This window comes from Citrobacter sp. RHBSTW-00881, from assembly GCF_013728515.1.
GTDB classification, from domain to species: Bacteria; Pseudomonadota; Gammaproteobacteria; order Enterobacterales; family Enterobacteriaceae; genus Citrobacter; species Citrobacter braakii.
Genome location: NZ_CP056269.1, coordinates 2,571,109 through 2,587,398, shown reverse-complemented (window position 1 = coordinate 2,587,398; position 16,290 = coordinate 2,571,109). Strand labels below are relative to the sequence as shown.

The window sequence follows — 16,290 nt, the reverse complement described above, 5'->3', positions numbered from 1 at the left end:
CCCTTTTATCAATCACATACGGGCATTAATTGATCCGTTTCGATCACTCAACAGATCGCGTTACTGCTTCATAGGTGCGCTCGCAGACACTCCCGGCGCTTGCGGCTGCATCAGCATACTTAGCGATTTCTCCCGCGCGGCGGTCAGATTCTTCGTACAGGTCGGCAAGCAAACTTGCGGTTTCGGCGGCTGTCTGCCTTCTGGCGGCATCTGCGGAAATTCGGCCTGTTTCACTGGCTGCGAGTTCACGCCTGATATTGGCAATTGCTCCGCGCAACTTGTCAGCAGCATGGTTAGCAGCAACGGCATCAGCCAGGGCTTTTTGTTTTTCCTTTTCAGCGTTATTGACGATTTCCTGTGTTTCTTTTTGACGGCGCAATTCTTCATTACGTTGTTCCTTTTCCTGTTTCAGTTGCGCGGTTCTGTCAGCTTCATCGCGTTTTGACCATTCAAGTTTCCAGTCTTTACGCTCTGCTTGTTTTCCAGCGTCATAAGCCTGCTGATGAATTACATAGCCTGTCCCGTATAAAACTGACGCAACCAATAAACCAGTTAAAAGCGCATATCTGGTTTTCATTTGTCCAAACCCCAGCACGTTAATTCAGATTCCTGGTCTCGCCGGATAACCTGACCGTAACAATTATTCTCACGGATGCGGCAATCACGCCCAGCGTCATGCACCCAGCGTTTTATTTCTGCACATGCCCCGAATCTGTCCCCGGCATTTAGCTTTCTGTAAAACGTTGATGAGAAACATTTACCAGGACCAATATTCCACGGACAAAATGATGCAATGCCAACTTTCTGAGGTTCGGTTAGTGGCACATGGACATTTTTATCAACCCATGCCAGCGCTTTAGCCTGTTCAGCTTTATCTATCTTGTCGCACTGTTCACGCGTTAATTTCATGCCTTTGATTACCGGCTTTCCATTAACGTAAGTCACACCGCCGCAAATAGTCCAGATTCCCCGGCTTTTATCCTGATACGCTGTCAGGCTTGTACCTTCTTTTTCATGCTGAAATTGCGCCATCATCACAGGAGTGCTTGCCCCGGCTGCAATAAGTGCCAGCATTACCGCGCTTAGTTTGCTTTTATTCACAATTAATATCTCTGGCTGTTGAACGTAAAAACTTTTTATGCTCGTAATACCAGTTGACAAAAAAAGTCCCTATCGTGCAGAAAATACCCGTTAATACCGCCCATTCATTTAGAGATAACATTGCCATTGCGACTGTAATCACTCCTACGCGGTATTTAATCCAGTCCCAAAACTTAAATGCACCAAATACCAGAGCCATAAACAAAACAGCTACAACGGCTAGTTTTCCAGATGGCAATGCCGCCTTTATTTGTCTAAGAATCCTCACTTAATCACTCTCCGTTTCGTCATAAAAGAAAAGGCCAAAACTGCCAGCAAAAGCATGCACATCGCCAAAAGGCTCATTAGGACGTAAACGCGCAACACCGACCGCGCCAGCCCCGGCATAACCTGGTATTTTCCCGCTAAGCCTGTGCCAGACACCCGGACGCAAGCAAATTTGTGACAGTGTAACCGACCTGTCAGCATCAGATATTTCCAGCCACCATAGTTTTGTTGTGGTCGCATAGAACAATCGCATGTTCAAAACTGTGCCATTCAGAGACGATGTAAATTCCTGGTCTGCTATGGATGGGATTACGTTTATTTCGTAGTAAGCTGGCAGCATTTAAGAGCCTCCCAGCATGCGGCGCATCTTCTCAAGCGCGAAAACTTTTTGAGGTTCCTTTTTAGCATCAACAGGCGCGGCGCTTTTCTTACCTGCGGCAACTGTCCCCTTCCCTGCCGGATTGGAAGTTTTTGATTGTGCTGATTTATTGCGCGAGCGCTGGAATGTTACCGTTTCGACTTTTTGCGCGGTCAGTTTGATGGTGTAGCAATTTTTCTTAGGTACGGCTTCGATGTTTAGCGATTGGATAACGCTTTGAGGCATCGCCATAAACGATGTGTAAACTGATACAAACTCTTTTAACTCATAAGCCGCAATGATTTGCTGAGCCTGATTCATCGCCCAAATCATGTTTTGCGTTGTATAAAGTAGTCCGTATGTATAAGGGAAATCAGCACCAGTAATGATGCCTTCAAAAGATACAACCTTTGGATCGTCTACCGTGCCGTCAGAGATTTTATAACCTGTTTCAACTTTCCCCTGAGCTATGGTGCGTTTCGCTTCAAACCCTTCTCTGGTTTTTAGTCTTAGTGACACTGTAACGCCAGATTCAAACACCATAACTGCGCGTTGGTCACGTGGTGCTGAAATTGCACCCTCCATACCGTCAGCCATGAAAACCCCATAAAAAAATCCCCTACGTGGAGGGGATTTTCACACCTTATTGGCGTGGGTAACATTGCGTGACCGCTGGCGATTACTCCGCTTTCTTTTCCTCTGCTGCCTCACAGATTCTACGAAGGTATTCATTATTTTTGAATGAAACCATAATCAACTCAAAAATAACTCTTGTCGCGATAAGTGATACAGCAAAGCTAATACTTACCCCTTCTCTCTGCTGTAACCAGCTTAGAATAGTACCTGCGATAAGCAGTATCGTAGCGAGCCAATATACAATCGTAATGATTTTTGGCGTAATCAATGTTTCAAATGTTGCAAAGTTTTTAAATTCATTTTTTGGCATCGCATCTTCCTTATCTCGCGCCCGTCGATTCTGCAATATTACCATCAATATTCCCGTAGGTGTTTCCTGTATCATTGATATTATTCAAAGTTTCAGCGGCTTCCTTGCCACTGTTAACATGAATGTGCGTGGTCTTATTACCACTGTTGCTAATGGTCTGATTCCCTGCTGTAGATGGAGAAGGCATTAAACCAAGTGTGTTTTCTATGCCCGGTAGAGGATTCAGGTCAAACATATCATTTAACCCACCTAGCGCTCTAAATGTGGGGGCTAATGGTGTTAAGTTATACAAGCCATTCACTACTGCTGACAACGGACTTTCAATCGCATCAGTGAAAACACCGTCACTTTTATCGTTTTTTGTCGCAGAATTAACGCTTATCGCTGCTTTGCTTGCCAAGCTAACAATGGTTCGGAGAGCCGATATTAAATTTGGATAACGTTTTTCAAATTCATCAAAACTACCGAATAAGCTATCAAAGATGGTTCCACCTTCACCATTCAACCAGGCTTTCCATTCAACAAAAGCCTCATAAACCAGCCACACAGCCGCGCCAATAGCGAGGAAAGGCCAAAGCGCCGCCATAACCGGAATTGCCAGCGCGGTAAATGCCGCACCAACAGCGCCAAGAATCCCAATGAGAATAGCTGTTTTACTTTCATCAGCCAGGGTAGACCAAAACTCTGCAACTTCTTTCTCGGCTTTCCTCGCCAGTGGAATTAAGGTATTTGCCGCCCAATCGGTAAATTTTTGCCACTCGCCGCCGATGGTTGCCTGAGCTAAGAAGGCTTGCCAGTCATTTTTCATGACTGTCATTGTCTGTCCCCACGTCCAGCCCTGTTTTTTCAACAAATCTATGTTGCTCGCCGCCAGCTTTTCAAAGGCTTTAATCATGGTTTCTGAGGTCAGCTTCCCTTTTTCTGACATTTCACGGAGTCCTTTAACGTCTGTACCAAACGCCTCAGCTACTTTCGGTGCCATCGTCCCTATCGCTTCCATGAATGAGCGGAATTCATCGCCGCCGAAGCGGTCTGATGAAAATGCCTGCCCCATCTGATAAAGCGCTGCATTGACTGCCTCAGCACTGCCCCCGCCTAATTGCAACGCCCCTACAAGCCCCTGTGTTGCTGTTATTGTTCTTTCTTGCGACAACCCTAATTTTTGTGTCGCTGTTGCCATATTGGTATAGGTGGAGATAAACGCCCCGCTGTCGCTTCTAACGTCGCTTGCCGCCGCGTTAAGGGCAAAAAATGCCTCTTTTGCATCCCCTGTAGTCTGCGCCAGTCGTGCAATTTGTGCCTGTTGGCGCTGGATAGAATCAAGGCTATCAGCCAGAGCATTACCAGCGGCAACAATACCAGCCGTCAGCCCCGCGCCAGCCAGCATGCTATCAACACCAAATGGATTGCGTGTCGCTTTCTCTACACCCTCTGCAACAGGTTTCTTTTTCGCCTCCAGCGGTTCGCCGGAAAAACTTTTAGTTGAGGTATCGTATTTTAAGAATGGATTACCGGCATTTGGATCTGCCAGACCACCAGCGCGACCTGCTGTCCAGCCAGAGCTACCCGCCGTAGGTATATTTATGCCTCCACCACCAGACCGACCAGAAGAAAATCCAGAGTCTGCTAGTGGCGGTAAAGTAGACCGACCAGCGCGAGGCGGCGGGAGATAACCGCCAAACTCATTATTATGAGGTAGCCGATACAGATTATTGGCGGGGATACTGATTTTATCCGTCAGGCCGCTGGTTGTACCCTCTACGGCTGCACGTGCGACCTTCTGAGCCTCTTTTCTAACTGTATCGGCTAAAGGCGTCCGGCTAACCAGATTTGCGCCTGTGGCGGCTATTGTCGCTACTGCTGCCGTTGTTGCTATAGATGGCGCGCTGGCGGTACTGGCTGGCGCATATGGGCTGGCGGGTTTCAGGTTGTTAACGCGCTTAATGGCTGCGTCAAGCTGGTTTACTTTGGCAATTGCGCGCTCTATTGCTGCGTCAAAACTGTTTAATCCCTCCAGTTCGGGGATAACGTCAATTTTCGTTACGAGATCGGCTGACTGGTCTGTCATTTTTTCACCTTACTAAGCGCGTGTTGAACCGCGTTATCGAACTGGATAACTGCGGAGGCTCTCATAATGGAATCGAAGGAGGCGCGGCCTGACGCTACGGCGTCGTAGCTAATCAGGCCGCTTTCAATCACTCGCCAGATGACGAGCTCTGTGCGGATGGTTCGGTCAAGGTTTTCAGCAAGGAGTTGAACAGTTGCCGCATGGCTCCCTGCATTGTTGCCGCCGTGTCCAGTCCAATATTTTTTTTTAACCCTGCTGTTACCGGGAGAATTGACAATTTAAGGCATTCAAGCGCCACCAGATACACATCAGCAATATTTGCTGCGGTGAAATTGGTGTTAACGGCGTCCCAAGAATCCAGAAATTCGCCGTTATCCACCAGTTGGGCGCGTGACTTTGAAAGCAGCGTAAACAGCAATTCGTCGTGGTCTTCGCGGTTGAGCATACCGAAGATTTTCGACGACATAGAAAGAATGCTTTCTACCTGGCTGATACCATGTTTCGCCAGAATTTCAGCTACACGCAAGTTGAAGTGAACTGCATCAAAGGCGCTCATACGGATGATGCAGTATTTTTGCCCGTTAATTTCTACGTGTTTGATTGAATCATCCATTGGTTAAATTCACCCCAAGAATCGTTGAATCAAGCTCGCCCGTCAGGAGTTTCCATTCCAGCGTTTGCGCTCCGACGCCGTTATTTGCACCATCAGACGGTTGACGGGCAAACATCGCATAGCCCAGCCGGTGCACGGAAAGATTGCGTGTATTGGTTACGGTTACAGGGATGACGGCCTTTGTTTTTTGCATCAACGCCAGCGCGGTATTTACCGGGGAATTACGTTGCGTGGTGAATGTTACTGAGCCTTCCTCGCCAGGATTCTCAATAAATGACCAGTCACCGCCGATGCCGGATGAAACAGTAATCTGGTCGTCCGGTACTTCAACAATGATATTGCTGTCTTTCGCCAGGCCAATTACCGGGACAACGCCTACAGTAATCAGCCAGTCTTTTGAGGACATATTGCCTAAATACATAATTAAATCCCGTAGGTCAGTGCGGAACCAACAGCATCTACATGCTTGATGGCGTAGCGAAGATAGAATCTGAATTTAACGGTCAGGTCGCCTTTGATGCGCTGGGTTGCGCTGACTTCTGCCATTGTTGGACGGATTACCTCATATCCACGGACATAATCACCGTTTTCATCGGTAAAGTTTTCCAGAATACCGCCAGCAGTCTGACCTGCTTTTAGCGAGCTTTCCATCTTGTTACAAACGACTTCATACCCCGGCATGTCGTGACCAACTTTGTTACGGTTCACAAAGAGCGTTGCGAGGTCTTTTTGCATGCGGTCAGCCTGCCAGTAAGCAAAGCGCACAACCTCAATAGACTCACCGTCACCACATGTACCCGGATAAGTTACCGTGATGCCGGAACCGTAATCCTCAAACGTGTTACCGTTGAATGCCTTAATTTTCTGGTAATCGGTTTCGGTAAAGTCATCGGCTTGCACGGCGTTAAGCGTCTTAAGCGCCCATGTTTCTGAGCCCGGTTGCATAACAAGACAGCGACCAGCCAGAGCAGCATCAAGGAAGTTTTTTTCACGTTTGGTAGATACGGCAAACGAACCTGCAATATTTTTTTCGCAGATATATTTGGTGATGTTGTCCGTCGCCCATGTTGGCGATGAATAATCATCAATAAACACCGCCATTTTATCTACTTGTGATTCAGTCCAGTCAGCAATTGCTTTCTGAATTGAAAGGTCGCGGGATGGGGTCATGGACATAAAGAACTTGTTATACTGGTTCTTTATGGCTGCAATTGCCTGGCTGACGGCTGCCGACAGTACAACAGATGATTTGTGAACGACTTCCGCACCTTCCAGATAAACGATGCGCCCATCAACAAGAAACTGACCTGCCGCGCCAGAATCATCAACGATATCAGTCGCTACCCCTGTGCTTCCTGACCATGCTGTGCCGTTAAATTTCGCATAACGATATTCATCGCCCTTTACATAGCCAATGGTCGCTTTTATGCCCGCTGGAGCACCAACAACCGGAACATTAGTCAATTTAATCATGGCCTTGCTGTAGGCTGCGGAAAAATCGCCTACAACGAGTGTGTCTGGTGATGGACTCTGCGAGAAATAAGCCTGAACCGCCAGCAGGTTATCACCACTCACGCCGTCAGAAATCGCATCATCAGCACTGGTGTAAACCCGGTACAGGTCTTTGAAATTTTCTACTTTTGCGCTTTCATAGGTCGAATACTTCAAACCAAAAAACGCTGCGCCCGGTGCAAGGATAATCCCCACACCGAAAACGCCATATTGGGCGGCTGTTGTTTGCCGTCCAATTTTCACACTAAAAAGCCTGCTTAAATTCGCCATTTATGCACCCTTGATATGTAACGTAACCTCGTTCGCTTTCACTGTTGCGCTATCAATCCAGCGCTCTGTTTTGTAGTGCTGGAAAACAAATTGCAGGGTTAATGTCACCTGTGCCATTTGCTGATAAATGAGGTTATCAATTAGAGGTGAGCTATTCTCGAAATCGCCTGAGCGGTCAATAGAACAGTTGTTATCAAACTGCCAGAATTCCCCCTCAGTTGAATCGACTTCATAAAGAAAGTTTTCGAGATATGCCTGAGCGTCGTCAGATGAGCGAATCGCAATAATTTGAGCGGCACAGTTATAGTGATATACCCTGTATTCACCGTCCCACGTTTTGGCGAATGGTTGCGGCTCACGCGCTGACGAAAGCAAATGAATGGCGGTAAACGGGTCTTTAGGCTCTGGTAGCTTTTGCTGGGCGTATAGTGGTTTATCGCCTGTTAGCTCAAGAAATGCCTGACGAAGCCTAACCATAGCAAGATAAGGTGCGCCACTTAATATCAATGGTGTAGCCTGAGCGTCAGTCTCTTTTAACGTCCCTTTGGGAAACTTAACGACATTTCCCACATCAAGACGGAAATTTGCCGGAATGGTAATGCTGTTGCCGTTACCATCATCCAGAATGAGCGAAGTAATGAAAGATGGATCTCGCCCGTTATATGGCGTGAATAAGATATCCTTGCTGTTTCCGTTGTCGGTGAAAGTCGCTTTCTCAGCATGGTAATCTGAATAATCGACTTCCCCCAAAACGGTCATTAATTTAACCGTATAGATACTCATTATTCCACCAGCGCTAATGCGTCTTTTTCTTTCATGCCAAATAACAAATACTCGTAGTGGCTAATGACGCCGTTCTGCCATTCCTGACGTTGTACCACCTCATAATATTTGCCAGCACAACGCACGATAGCGCCGTTATGTTCGCCTTCCTCGGTTACTGCTAAATCAGCTTCCCCGATAGCCTCCATGTAGTCTTGAGGCTTACGTGCTGCAAGATACGCACGGAAGGAGCCGCCACCATCGACAGGCTGCATGCTGAGAAATGCTGTTTTCTGTTCTGAATATGCCTGGCGAACCATGCCACCCACAATTTCAATAGGGAGTGGTTGCCAGAATTTGATTAATCGTCTCATGAAAAAGCCCTGTAATTTACGGTCTGAATGAGTACCCCGCTATGTATCAGCGGTTTAGTGCTCCCTTTCCGGGCGATGGTGATATCTGAGTTAGGTTTGTATAGTGCGGAGTCAGCTATAGTCTTGCGGGTAATCGACACGGCTTTAGCGCCGATTCTGGCTATAGCTTGCTGAGGTGTTATTCTTCCAAGCGCTACGTCACGTAAAATATCTCTGTACTCGTTTGACCTCATCCAGTCGGCAATGCGGTCTGATGCAAATCTCATAAACGGACGTTCGGGTATTAATTCCCAGCCCATCGCGTTTTTAGTACCAAAGTTATTCCATGCCCCATAAAGCGCCACATCAACGCCGTTATTGGTTTTTCCCCGGTGAATACCAACAGTCAGTTTTACGCCTGCCAATCCCTTGATTCGCTGGCTTAAAACCCGGTCAAAACCCTTTGTATCTAACGTTGCACCACCACGCATAGATCAAACTCCGAATTCATTTTTTAAAATCTGGAATATTCATCTGCTAAAGTGCACTTTAACCATTTTTTTACCGTGGGCGCCAAGGCTGGCCAATCGCATTTATCAGGATAATATTCTGCTAATCGGCATGACCGATGAGAATACAACCACCAGACAATGAGCCTATAGCGTCTGAGAATTCCTCACCCCACGTTGTACCCTGCCAGCCCGCCTTTTGTGCTGACTCAGTAAAGGTCATTGCCACTTTCCCTTCACGGCGGCTTGCTACCCCGCGAACACTGGCGCTTATTCCCTCAACAGCTATCGGGGCGAGATTAGCGGCAACATACAGTGCTTTGAGGCGCTCTACGTCATAACCGTAATCCGCTGCGGCTCGAAGGTCGTATAGCCGCTCACATTGAGAAGAAAGGGCGCTAATAGCGCCCTCATCAAGTGATAACCCCGGTAGCAGAATGGCAAGCCAATCGTTTACCGTCATGCTGTGCCCCTACTCGTCGTCGGATTCAACTACGCCATCGTGCTCTTTATTGAGCTTTTTGGCTTCTGCGGCTGAAACCACTTTTAACCAGCCTTCATCTAAAAACTGCTTAACACCGCCGATTTGCAGCGTTGCCACATCAACTTCTACAGCGGCAAGCGGAGCAATCGAAATGGTGATAACAGTCCCTTCACTGTTCTTTGCACCGATATGAATCGGCGCTTGTTTGGTGTTGGTCAGAAACGCTTTTTCTTTATCAGCCATGACTTAAATTACCTTAGAGGATTTAGCAGCAGCCAGCGGTGCACGGACGATTACGCCAGCGGAGCGCGACAGGCACGGAATAGACAGGTCAAGCCCACTACGTTGCACTGGCAACTGTCGGAACAATACAGGGGTAGCCTGTGCGAAGTGGCGGCGGTTATTCGCCAGCGCAATACAAATACCGTCATCATCCAGATCGGAGTTTTTGCGGAAAGTCACTTCCGGGTAAGAAGTTCGCAGGAATGACAGGACTGTGCCGAGCGTACCGCTAAGGCGTAGCCCCTGAATTCGCGCCCATGCCTTAGACGGCATGTGAAACTCATTCACTTCGTAGATTTTGGTGGTGTTCACTGCGGCGATAATCGCTGAAACATCATCGCAAATTTTATCACCGTCAGCCGTCGCCCATGCACCGGCTACTGCTACCAGAGGAATATTCGGATGTTCGATAAAGCCGATAATCTGATATTCCTTATTGCCACGCCACAACAGATTAGAAACTGTGCGTTCATGCGCTTCGCGGGTATTCAGCGCCAGCATGTTATCAAGCGGCGTACCTGACATTGCCGCTGCCATAACGTCGCTATAGGTATAGCCATAGCCGAGGCCAATATCGTACATCAACGCGAAGTATTCCCGGCCTTTAGCGCTCATCATCGGCATATCAGTACCGAATGCCGCCATGATTTTTGCCATACCTTGTGCCGAGTACATGCGATACCCCGCCCACTTCGCCCCTTCGTTAATCCCTGGCTCCTGCTGGAACATGGTTAACGCTACGGGGGCTGGCATTTCTTCCATGTACACATCTTTTGACATGGAAATCAGGTCACGGGCAAAAATTAGCCCTTGCTCGTCGGTATTAACTCCCGGCATTGCGCCAGTTACCTGAGCTTCGGTAAAAAGCTGCGCCATTAACGCTGCTAAATAGTTCTCATTCATATTTCGGAGGTTCCCTGTTAGCTAACAGTAATTACAGCGGTATCAGTGAAACCACCGTCTTCAGTTCGTACTGTAATTGTCGCGGTCTGCCCGGTTGTAGCCCCTGCTTTAACAGTGACAAGGCCATTTGCGTCTACAGTTGCGATATTTGCATTACTGGTCTGATAAGTGACCGCTTTATTTGTTGCGCCCGATGGCGTAACGGTTGGGGTTAGCTGTTGAGTACCACCAGCCGCCTTTGATGCGGTTTTAGGTGAAACTGATACACCCGTTACAGGCGTTTCATGTGGAAAACCCACACTCAGCAATTCACCATCGACAACCATCACAATTGCTGTACCGCCGCGCTGAGTGTTTGATTCGAAGCGAAAACGACTTTTATCGCCAGAATTGGCAACACCCCATTCCATATAGCCAGTAGTGACGTTTCGGCCTTTCGGGATTGCCAAATCACCCACTTTTGGGGATTCACCCGATTTTACTGCTACGCGGATCGGACCATTTTCAACAATACCAATCGGGCAATTGATAGTGACAACGCCGATACGGGTGTTACTGCCAAATCCCGGCATGGCTGGCATGTTGGAATGTGCAGTAACCGCAATGCCGATGGCATCAGTAACATCACCACCATCAGGTAATGCAACACAGGTCGAATCGTTACCTGACGTGAGTTTTACGGCATCACCGGGCGCGACCTCACCACCAGCACGGCGGGAAGATACGCGAGCAGAGGAACGAAAAGACGGCAGGACAGCTAAATCACCGGGCAATCCCGCGTCAAAATCACCTTTAATTGTGGTCTGCATTATTTTGCGGCCTCTTTTTTGCCAAACATGCGGGACTGATAATCACTGTGCGCATCATTGCTTTTGCCTGCACCTGATTCATCGTTGTTGATGCGTGGATTACGCGGCTTTTGCTCAAACTTTTTACCGCAAGCCACCAGCGCCATTGATAACGCAACATCAACCTGTTCATCGCTCCAGCTATCCATGTTCACTTCTGGATTTGCCTTACGGATGATGGCCTGCTTAACGAGACTGATATCGCCCAGGTTGTCGGTATTGATGTTCAGTCGTTTAGCCGTGTCTTTAAGCTGATGCTCTTGACGACCGTCAGCAACGCCGCGCTCGTAGGCTTCGTTGCTGGCTGAATCCATATTTACCAGGCGGTTGTTTGCTTTGAGCAAGTCGCCACGCGCCGTGCTAAGGTCGCTGGTGAGCGTTTTTTTATCCGCTTCCAGTTGTTCGATTTTGGCTAACGCTTCTTCTAATTCCATCGGTTCACCGTCCAGATTGAATGTTGCTGTCTTTACCCGTGGGTTGCGCACTATGCTCAGGTGGTTGTAGTTAATACCCTTCTGCACCGTGTCAAACTCTTGCCCGTCAGGGGTTCGTCCCGTTTGTTTGGGCTTTTCGTCACACTGGTAGCCAGCCGACGCCCCGCGTAATCTTTTGTCCTGCTGAATCAGGCGAATGGATCTCTCATCCTGAACCAGAGCGCGGGCTACCAATTCATCGCCCTGACGCATTACGGCAGTAACCACACCAGCACTGACAGCCCGGTAATTTTTTGACGTCACCAGACCATTACGAGGATGTGACACCGTAACAGGCTTGCCGATTAAGGTATTCATTGAGTCCTGGTTAAACAATTCATCGGCTGAGCGGTACTCTTTTGCCGTGAATGCATCACCGCGATTGCGGTCATAAACCAGTACGCCCGGACGGGCTATAGGGATATCAATCTGGAGATAACCTTCCGGGGTTATCTCCCATTGTTTTATTGCATCAACGTTAACCTGTGTTTCTTGCTGCAATTTCTTTCTCCGCTTCTTCCACATCCGACGCAGAGAACAACCATTCAGGAAAACAACGGCAACCATTAGGTTGACCCGGATTCCCGTCTCGTGGCGGTCTGGTCGGCGTGTATGCCTTACCTTCGCGCTCAACATGCTCTTTTCGTTCGCGTTCGTCTAACATGCCCCGCCAGCGGTATATGCTCATCCCGGCAATACGTGCATTGGCTTCCTCAAGGTTCCATGCCTGATTGCCAATCTCATTACGGGCAACGTTACGGGCTCGCCGGAAAGGTATCTCCATCTCATCAGCCAGTTTATTAGCGATGTAATCGACGCCGCGCCCCTCGCGTAATCCCTGCTGTACTGTGTTAATCCCGCGTTGAAGTGCTTCATCAGAAACATTCTCCATGCGTCCCATACTTTCGGTTAACCAGTCGGCGGTTTGCTGCAATAGCTTTTTATCACCGTCATAAATATCGACCGCTATCAGCTCTGCCATGTTTTCATGCGGAATTGTTATACCCGGCGCAAGGTCAACATTTGCGGCGGCTTTAATGATGAGTCTGAAATCATCCAGAGCAGAATCGGCAAGTTGCGTGGTGGTGGTATTCATCGCTGGCAGTGACGGGATAACACTGGTTGTGCGTAGCGATTCAGATAACTTTGCTACCTGTTCGGAGACTGCCCCCGCTGTGTCTGGCGTGGCTGGCAATCCTTTTTTCAGGTCAACCAGGCTTACGCCATCAACGCGGAAGCGCTGGTAATAGCTTTGCCAGTATTCATCGGTAAAACCAAAATTCCCGTTTACGATAGCGCTCTGTATTTCATCGGCGGTGCGGTTAATGATGCGAATATAGGTATCAGGCTTAGTGTTTGTTATTCTTGCGAAGTCTTTAGCCAGATTTATACCTGCCTGCCTTCTGACTTCACTGACGATATACGCCGGAACCGCGCCAAACTCCCCGTCTTTTAATAACGCTGGTATTGCTTTTAGGAAAATGGACGCATCAGGCAATAGCTCCTGAGTTACAGACCGTATAAGCCTTTCTTGTTGCTCTCGCGTCATGCGGGAATAGTTTTTACCCGCTCGTTGCTTGATGTAAACGCGCACTTTTTTAACCGTTGCGGCGGCGATAAAATCTCCCAGCACACCATCAACGGATACATCTTTACCATCAGCCGCATCAGTATTAAGAAGTGCGCCGGATTTACCGATTGCCCGGTAAGTCTTTAAACAGGCTTCGCGAACCCATTTACAAAAAAGCCGGGTGTTATCACCCAGCTTTTGCGCGTAAACCAGTTCTATAGCCAGTGGATAACCAGCGTCATAACGTGGTTTACTTTTCGGCATTATTGGCCTCACTATTGCTGGTTTCGGTATCGTTCTGGTTCAAATCCTTGTCATTCTGGTCATCAATAGTGCCTGTTGCTGGCGCTGCCTCAGTCAGGAGTGTTACGGCGGCGGTTTCCTTCGCTGTTGCCCTGGCTTCTTCGCTGGTGATGGCTCTCATGCCGTAATAAATCTGCGCCGTTTCCGCAACCTTCTTGTCCCTGTCTACCTCGCGGTCAATCTGCCCCTGAGATTTGTTAGGAATAAAGTCAGCTTTTACGCCCAAATAGCGCAACGTCAGCTTTTTAAGTGCGGGGATAATGTCATTGGTGGTGATGTGAGAAACAAGGTTTTGCCATTGCGCATCGGCGCTGGTATCGCTGTTAGATAGTCCTGACCGCCGTTCAGCCAGCATTGATACCGGAAAACCTGTTTCAGCGCACACCAGCTTGATAGCCATATCAACAAGGTCAGCGGTTCCCGTCATACTGGACTGTAAGCGCGTAATATCTTCATCTTTATCTATTGCCACCATGTCATTCAAATGCCTGGTAGCCGCGATACCAGCCAGACGACGCGCCGCCATAGCTTCGCCCTTCGCTGACTTTAAATCTTCTGCAAGTTCTTCTTTTTTATAAATATCCTGTACTGACAGTGACAAAATACTGATGATTAACTCATGAGACAGGCCAAGACGTTGTAACGATGCATAAGGTTTACAGAGAACCGGCTCACCAAATTCGACGCCAGCACTACCGTAAATCGGCTGGTATTCTGGATCGCCAAAAAGGAGTGAATCATCTTGCTCAATAAAGACTTCGCCACCAATCGGGCTTTTAAGCTGAATACGCCAGCCTTCCGGCAGACCGAAAAGCGGATCGTTATAATCAGAAAACCAGTCATTTGACGGTGTAATCCAGTTTGCGCCGTGGCTTCTAACCCAATCATCACCCATGACCAGCACAGACCAGCCCTGATGACGTTTAAGCACTGTGGCGCGTTCAACGCTTTGCCAGATACGCATATCATCAAACAGTTGTTTGATTTTTTTATCATCCTCCGGTTTATCGGTGATGATATCGAATCCGTTAAGCATCGCTGCAGCAACCGGTTCGCTGATAATGCGCCAGCCTATCCCGGATGTTTCGCCAGCCAGTGCCGCCACCAGCGGAATTTTTCCCTCTGCGGCTCTGGCCTTCATTCGGTTTGCCGTTGGTGAGCCCATCCCGGCAGCACCTTTAACACCATGTGACACGCTTTCCATCATGGTTACGTAGCTGTCAATGTTATAGCTGGCAGGCTGTAAGCCCTCTTTTGTTAGAATTCCCTCAGTGGGAATTAAGCTGGTTTTGTTCGTCATTCTATAATTCCTGATTTCATGCGTACCAGATGGGGGAATATGGCGTCGGCATAGTCCGTGGACACACCCAGCCGTTTTTTAACTTTCGGTTTTGCTTCAATTTTTATCTTGTCTTCTGGCGTGGTTTCCCACATGACACCAGTAGAATCAGAAAGGATGCGATCGAGATATCGGCGTGGTATCTGGTTTGAGATAGCAAATAAGCCATCTGGCGGCATAATTCCCGTTTCCATCCACCGCACAGAGTCATTAACCGCGTCACGATACGCCCACCACGCCTGAGCACGTAGGTTTTCAAACGTATCGCCGTTCGGCCTTCCACCGCGATAGCGTGATTGCTTGCGCAACACTTCGCCCTGAGCCACAAACTTACGAAATTCAATGTCTGAATCTTCGTATTTGTTAAGTTCGCCTTTAACACCTGAACCAACGCCTACAGAGTCATAAATCAGTACGGAACAACCTTCTTCTGTTGCCAGCTTTAACGCCTGCTGCGCTAGCTGAACAGTGTCACGTGCCTGTAATCGCTCCATACGGTACAAAAAACGCCCGTCAAAGAATGACAACACCGAATCATCATCACCTTCATCGGCAACATCGAGCACCGCTGTTTTAACGCCTGTTCGACAGGCTTTCGCCAGTTTTGAATCAGGCGGCACCACCAGCTTTTCCAGATGACCACGGTTGACGACTGCGCCCGGTAAATCACTGACAGGAACACCATTCCAGATGTTGTCGTACTTATCCGGGTAATATTTCAGGGTGTAGCGACGTTCTTTATCCAGAGTCGAATTAAAGTACGGGTTGTGATACCAGTTCACCTCCTCTACAAACCAGTCATCCTCCGCGTTGAGCACGAAACGAACGTATGTTTCATCCCAAGCAAAAGCCGGGTTAAAGGTAATCCACAATTCAGCACCTTCACGGCGTAGTGTCGGTGCGAGCGTTTCCCACGCCTCAGCCGATATCGCGTGTGCTTCTTCCACCCAGCAAATATCCACGCCTTCAATGGATTTAATGCTGTCGAGATTTGACTGAAAGCCCAAAAACCTGAATTCCGCGCCAGATTTAGCCTTTATGCTGTTCTGCGTTATCGTGAATTCAGACTCATAACCCAGACGGCGTATCGTGTCGCTAAGTAGCTTATGCGATGACGCGTCTATAGATTTCTGTACCCTACGCAAACAGAGAATTCGAAGGTCATAACGTACAGTCAACTCGATTAACGCCTCAGCAATGCGCCATGATTTACTGGAACCACGACCACCACGCAGACACTTTACGCGGTGCGGCTTAGTGGTAAGCTCTCGCATTGTTCGCCGCCACTCTGACATTTTCTTTTTGTCAGAAAGCCAGTAATTACGGCGC

General features: G+C 48.3%; 21 protein-coding genes. All 21 read right to left on the bottom strand.

What is annotated here, in order from left to right; genetic code table 11:
• Positions 1–43: 43 nt before the first annotated feature.
• The 21 genes from HV311_RS12395 to HV311_RS12295 all read right to left on the bottom strand — a co-directional run bounded on the left by HV311_RS12395 (position 44) and on the right by HV311_RS12295 (position 16,235).
• Positions 44–577: a DUF2514 family protein gene (locus HV311_RS12395; protein ID WP_191221163.1), complete on the bottom strand. Its 534-nt coding sequence runs from the start codon at positions 575–577 to the stop codon at positions 44–46.
• Positions 574–1,074 carry a lysozyme gene (locus tag HV311_RS12390; RefSeq protein WP_191221196.1) on the bottom strand — a complete coding sequence of 167 codons (501 nt, stop codon included), beginning with the start codon at positions 1,072–1,074 and terminating at the stop codon, positions 574–576. The genes HV311_RS12395 and HV311_RS12390 overlap by 4 nt, the downstream gene beginning before the upstream one ends.
• Before the next feature lie 19 nt (positions 1,075–1,093).
• On the bottom strand, positions 1,094–1,369 hold the full coding sequence (locus HV311_RS12385; protein ID WP_077950427.1) for an HP1 family phage holin: 276 nt from the start codon (positions 1,367–1,369) through the stop codon (positions 1,094–1,096).
• Positions 1,370–1,708 (bottom strand): phage baseplate plug family protein, encoded by a 339-nt coding sequence (locus HV311_RS12380; protein WP_191221162.1) that lies wholly within the window; start codon positions 1,706–1,708, stop codon positions 1,370–1,372. It abuts the gene before it with no gap.
• Entirely contained in the window at positions 1,709–2,323 is a 615-nt protein-coding gene (locus tag HV311_RS12375; protein ID WP_191221161.1) for a phage baseplate protein, read from the bottom strand. It lies immediately after the preceding gene.
• A gap of 82 nt (positions 2,324–2,405) precedes the next feature.
• Entirely contained in the window at positions 2,406–2,672 is a 267-nt protein-coding gene (locus HV311_RS12370; protein ID WP_071446446.1) for a DUF4282 domain-containing protein, read from the bottom strand.
• Between the two features lie 10 nt (positions 2,673–2,682).
• Positions 2,683–4,740, bottom strand: a complete 2,058-nt coding sequence (locus HV311_RS12365; RefSeq protein WP_191221160.1) for a tape measure protein — start codon at positions 4,738–4,740, stop codon at positions 2,683–2,685.
• A gap of 127 nt (positions 4,741–4,867) precedes the next feature.
• Positions 4,868–5,296: a hypothetical protein gene (locus tag HV311_RS12360; RefSeq protein ID WP_326928895.1), complete on the bottom strand. Its 429-nt coding sequence runs from the start codon at positions 5,294–5,296 to the stop codon at positions 4,868–4,870.
• 49 nt (positions 5,297–5,345) lie between these two features.
• Positions 5,346–5,774: a phage protein gene (locus tag HV311_RS12355; RefSeq protein ID WP_191221158.1), complete on the bottom strand. Its 429-nt coding sequence runs from the start codon at positions 5,772–5,774 to the stop codon at positions 5,346–5,348.
• 2 nt (positions 5,775–5,776) lie between these two features.
• On the bottom strand, positions 5,777–7,135 hold the full coding sequence (locus HV311_RS12350) for a DUF3383 family protein (protein ID WP_191221157.1): 1,359 nt from the start codon (positions 7,133–7,135) through the stop codon (positions 5,777–5,779).
• The gene (locus HV311_RS12345) at positions 7,136–7,918 is read right to left on the bottom strand and encodes a phage neck terminator protein (protein WP_191221156.1); all 783 of its coding nucleotides are present in this window, start codon (positions 7,916–7,918) and stop codon (positions 7,136–7,138) included. It abuts the gene before it with no gap.
• Positions 7,918–8,271, bottom strand: a complete 354-nt coding sequence (locus tag HV311_RS12340; protein WP_326928894.1) for a hypothetical protein — start codon at positions 8,269–8,271, stop codon at positions 7,918–7,920. The genes HV311_RS12345 and HV311_RS12340 overlap by 1 nt, the downstream gene beginning before the upstream one ends.
• Positions 8,268–8,741, bottom strand: coding sequence for a hypothetical protein (locus HV311_RS12335; protein WP_191221155.1), 474 nt, complete (start codon positions 8,739–8,741; stop codon positions 8,268–8,270). The genes HV311_RS12340 and HV311_RS12335 overlap by 4 nt, the downstream gene beginning before the upstream one ends.
• Positions 8,742–8,862: 121 nt before the next feature.
• Positions 8,863–9,222, bottom strand: a complete 360-nt coding sequence (locus HV311_RS12330; RefSeq protein WP_071687678.1) for a DUF4054 domain-containing protein — start codon at positions 9,220–9,222, stop codon at positions 8,863–8,865.
• Positions 9,223–9,231: 9 nt separating this feature from the next.
• Positions 9,232–9,486 carry a hypothetical protein gene (locus HV311_RS12325; RefSeq protein ID WP_181502495.1) on the bottom strand — a complete coding sequence of 85 codons (255 nt, stop codon included), beginning with the start codon at positions 9,484–9,486 and terminating at the stop codon, positions 9,232–9,234.
• Between the two features lie 3 nt (positions 9,487–9,489).
• Positions 9,490–10,428, bottom strand: coding sequence for a major capsid family protein (locus HV311_RS12320; protein ID WP_191221154.1), 939 nt, complete (start codon positions 10,426–10,428; stop codon positions 9,490–9,492).
• Between the two features lie 17 nt (positions 10,429–10,445).
• On the bottom strand, positions 10,446–11,237 hold the full coding sequence (locus HV311_RS12315) for an Ig-like domain-containing protein (RefSeq protein WP_062958120.1): 792 nt from the start codon (positions 11,235–11,237) through the stop codon (positions 10,446–10,448).
• Positions 11,237–12,250, bottom strand: a complete 1,014-nt coding sequence (locus HV311_RS12310; protein ID WP_191221153.1) for a DUF2213 domain-containing protein — start codon at positions 12,248–12,250, stop codon at positions 11,237–11,239. The genes HV311_RS12315 and HV311_RS12310 overlap by 1 nt, the downstream gene beginning before the upstream one ends.
• Positions 12,228–13,583 carry a phage minor head protein gene (locus HV311_RS12305; protein ID WP_062958118.1) on the bottom strand — a complete coding sequence of 452 codons (1,356 nt, stop codon included), beginning with the start codon at positions 13,581–13,583 and terminating at the stop codon, positions 12,228–12,230. Before HV311_RS12305 ends, HV311_RS12310 begins: the two co-directional genes overlap by 23 nt.
• A complete protein-coding gene (locus HV311_RS12300) occupies positions 13,570–14,922 on the bottom strand; it encodes an anti-CBASS protein Acb1 family protein (RefSeq protein ID WP_191221152.1) in 1,353 nt (450 codons plus the stop codon). Before HV311_RS12300 ends, HV311_RS12305 begins: the two co-directional genes overlap by 14 nt.
• A complete protein-coding gene (locus HV311_RS12295) occupies positions 14,919–16,235 on the bottom strand; it encodes a PBSX family phage terminase large subunit (RefSeq protein WP_326928893.1) in 1,317 nt (438 codons plus the stop codon). The genes HV311_RS12300 and HV311_RS12295 overlap by 4 nt, the downstream gene beginning before the upstream one ends.
• Positions 16,236–16,290 lie beyond the last annotated feature (55 nt).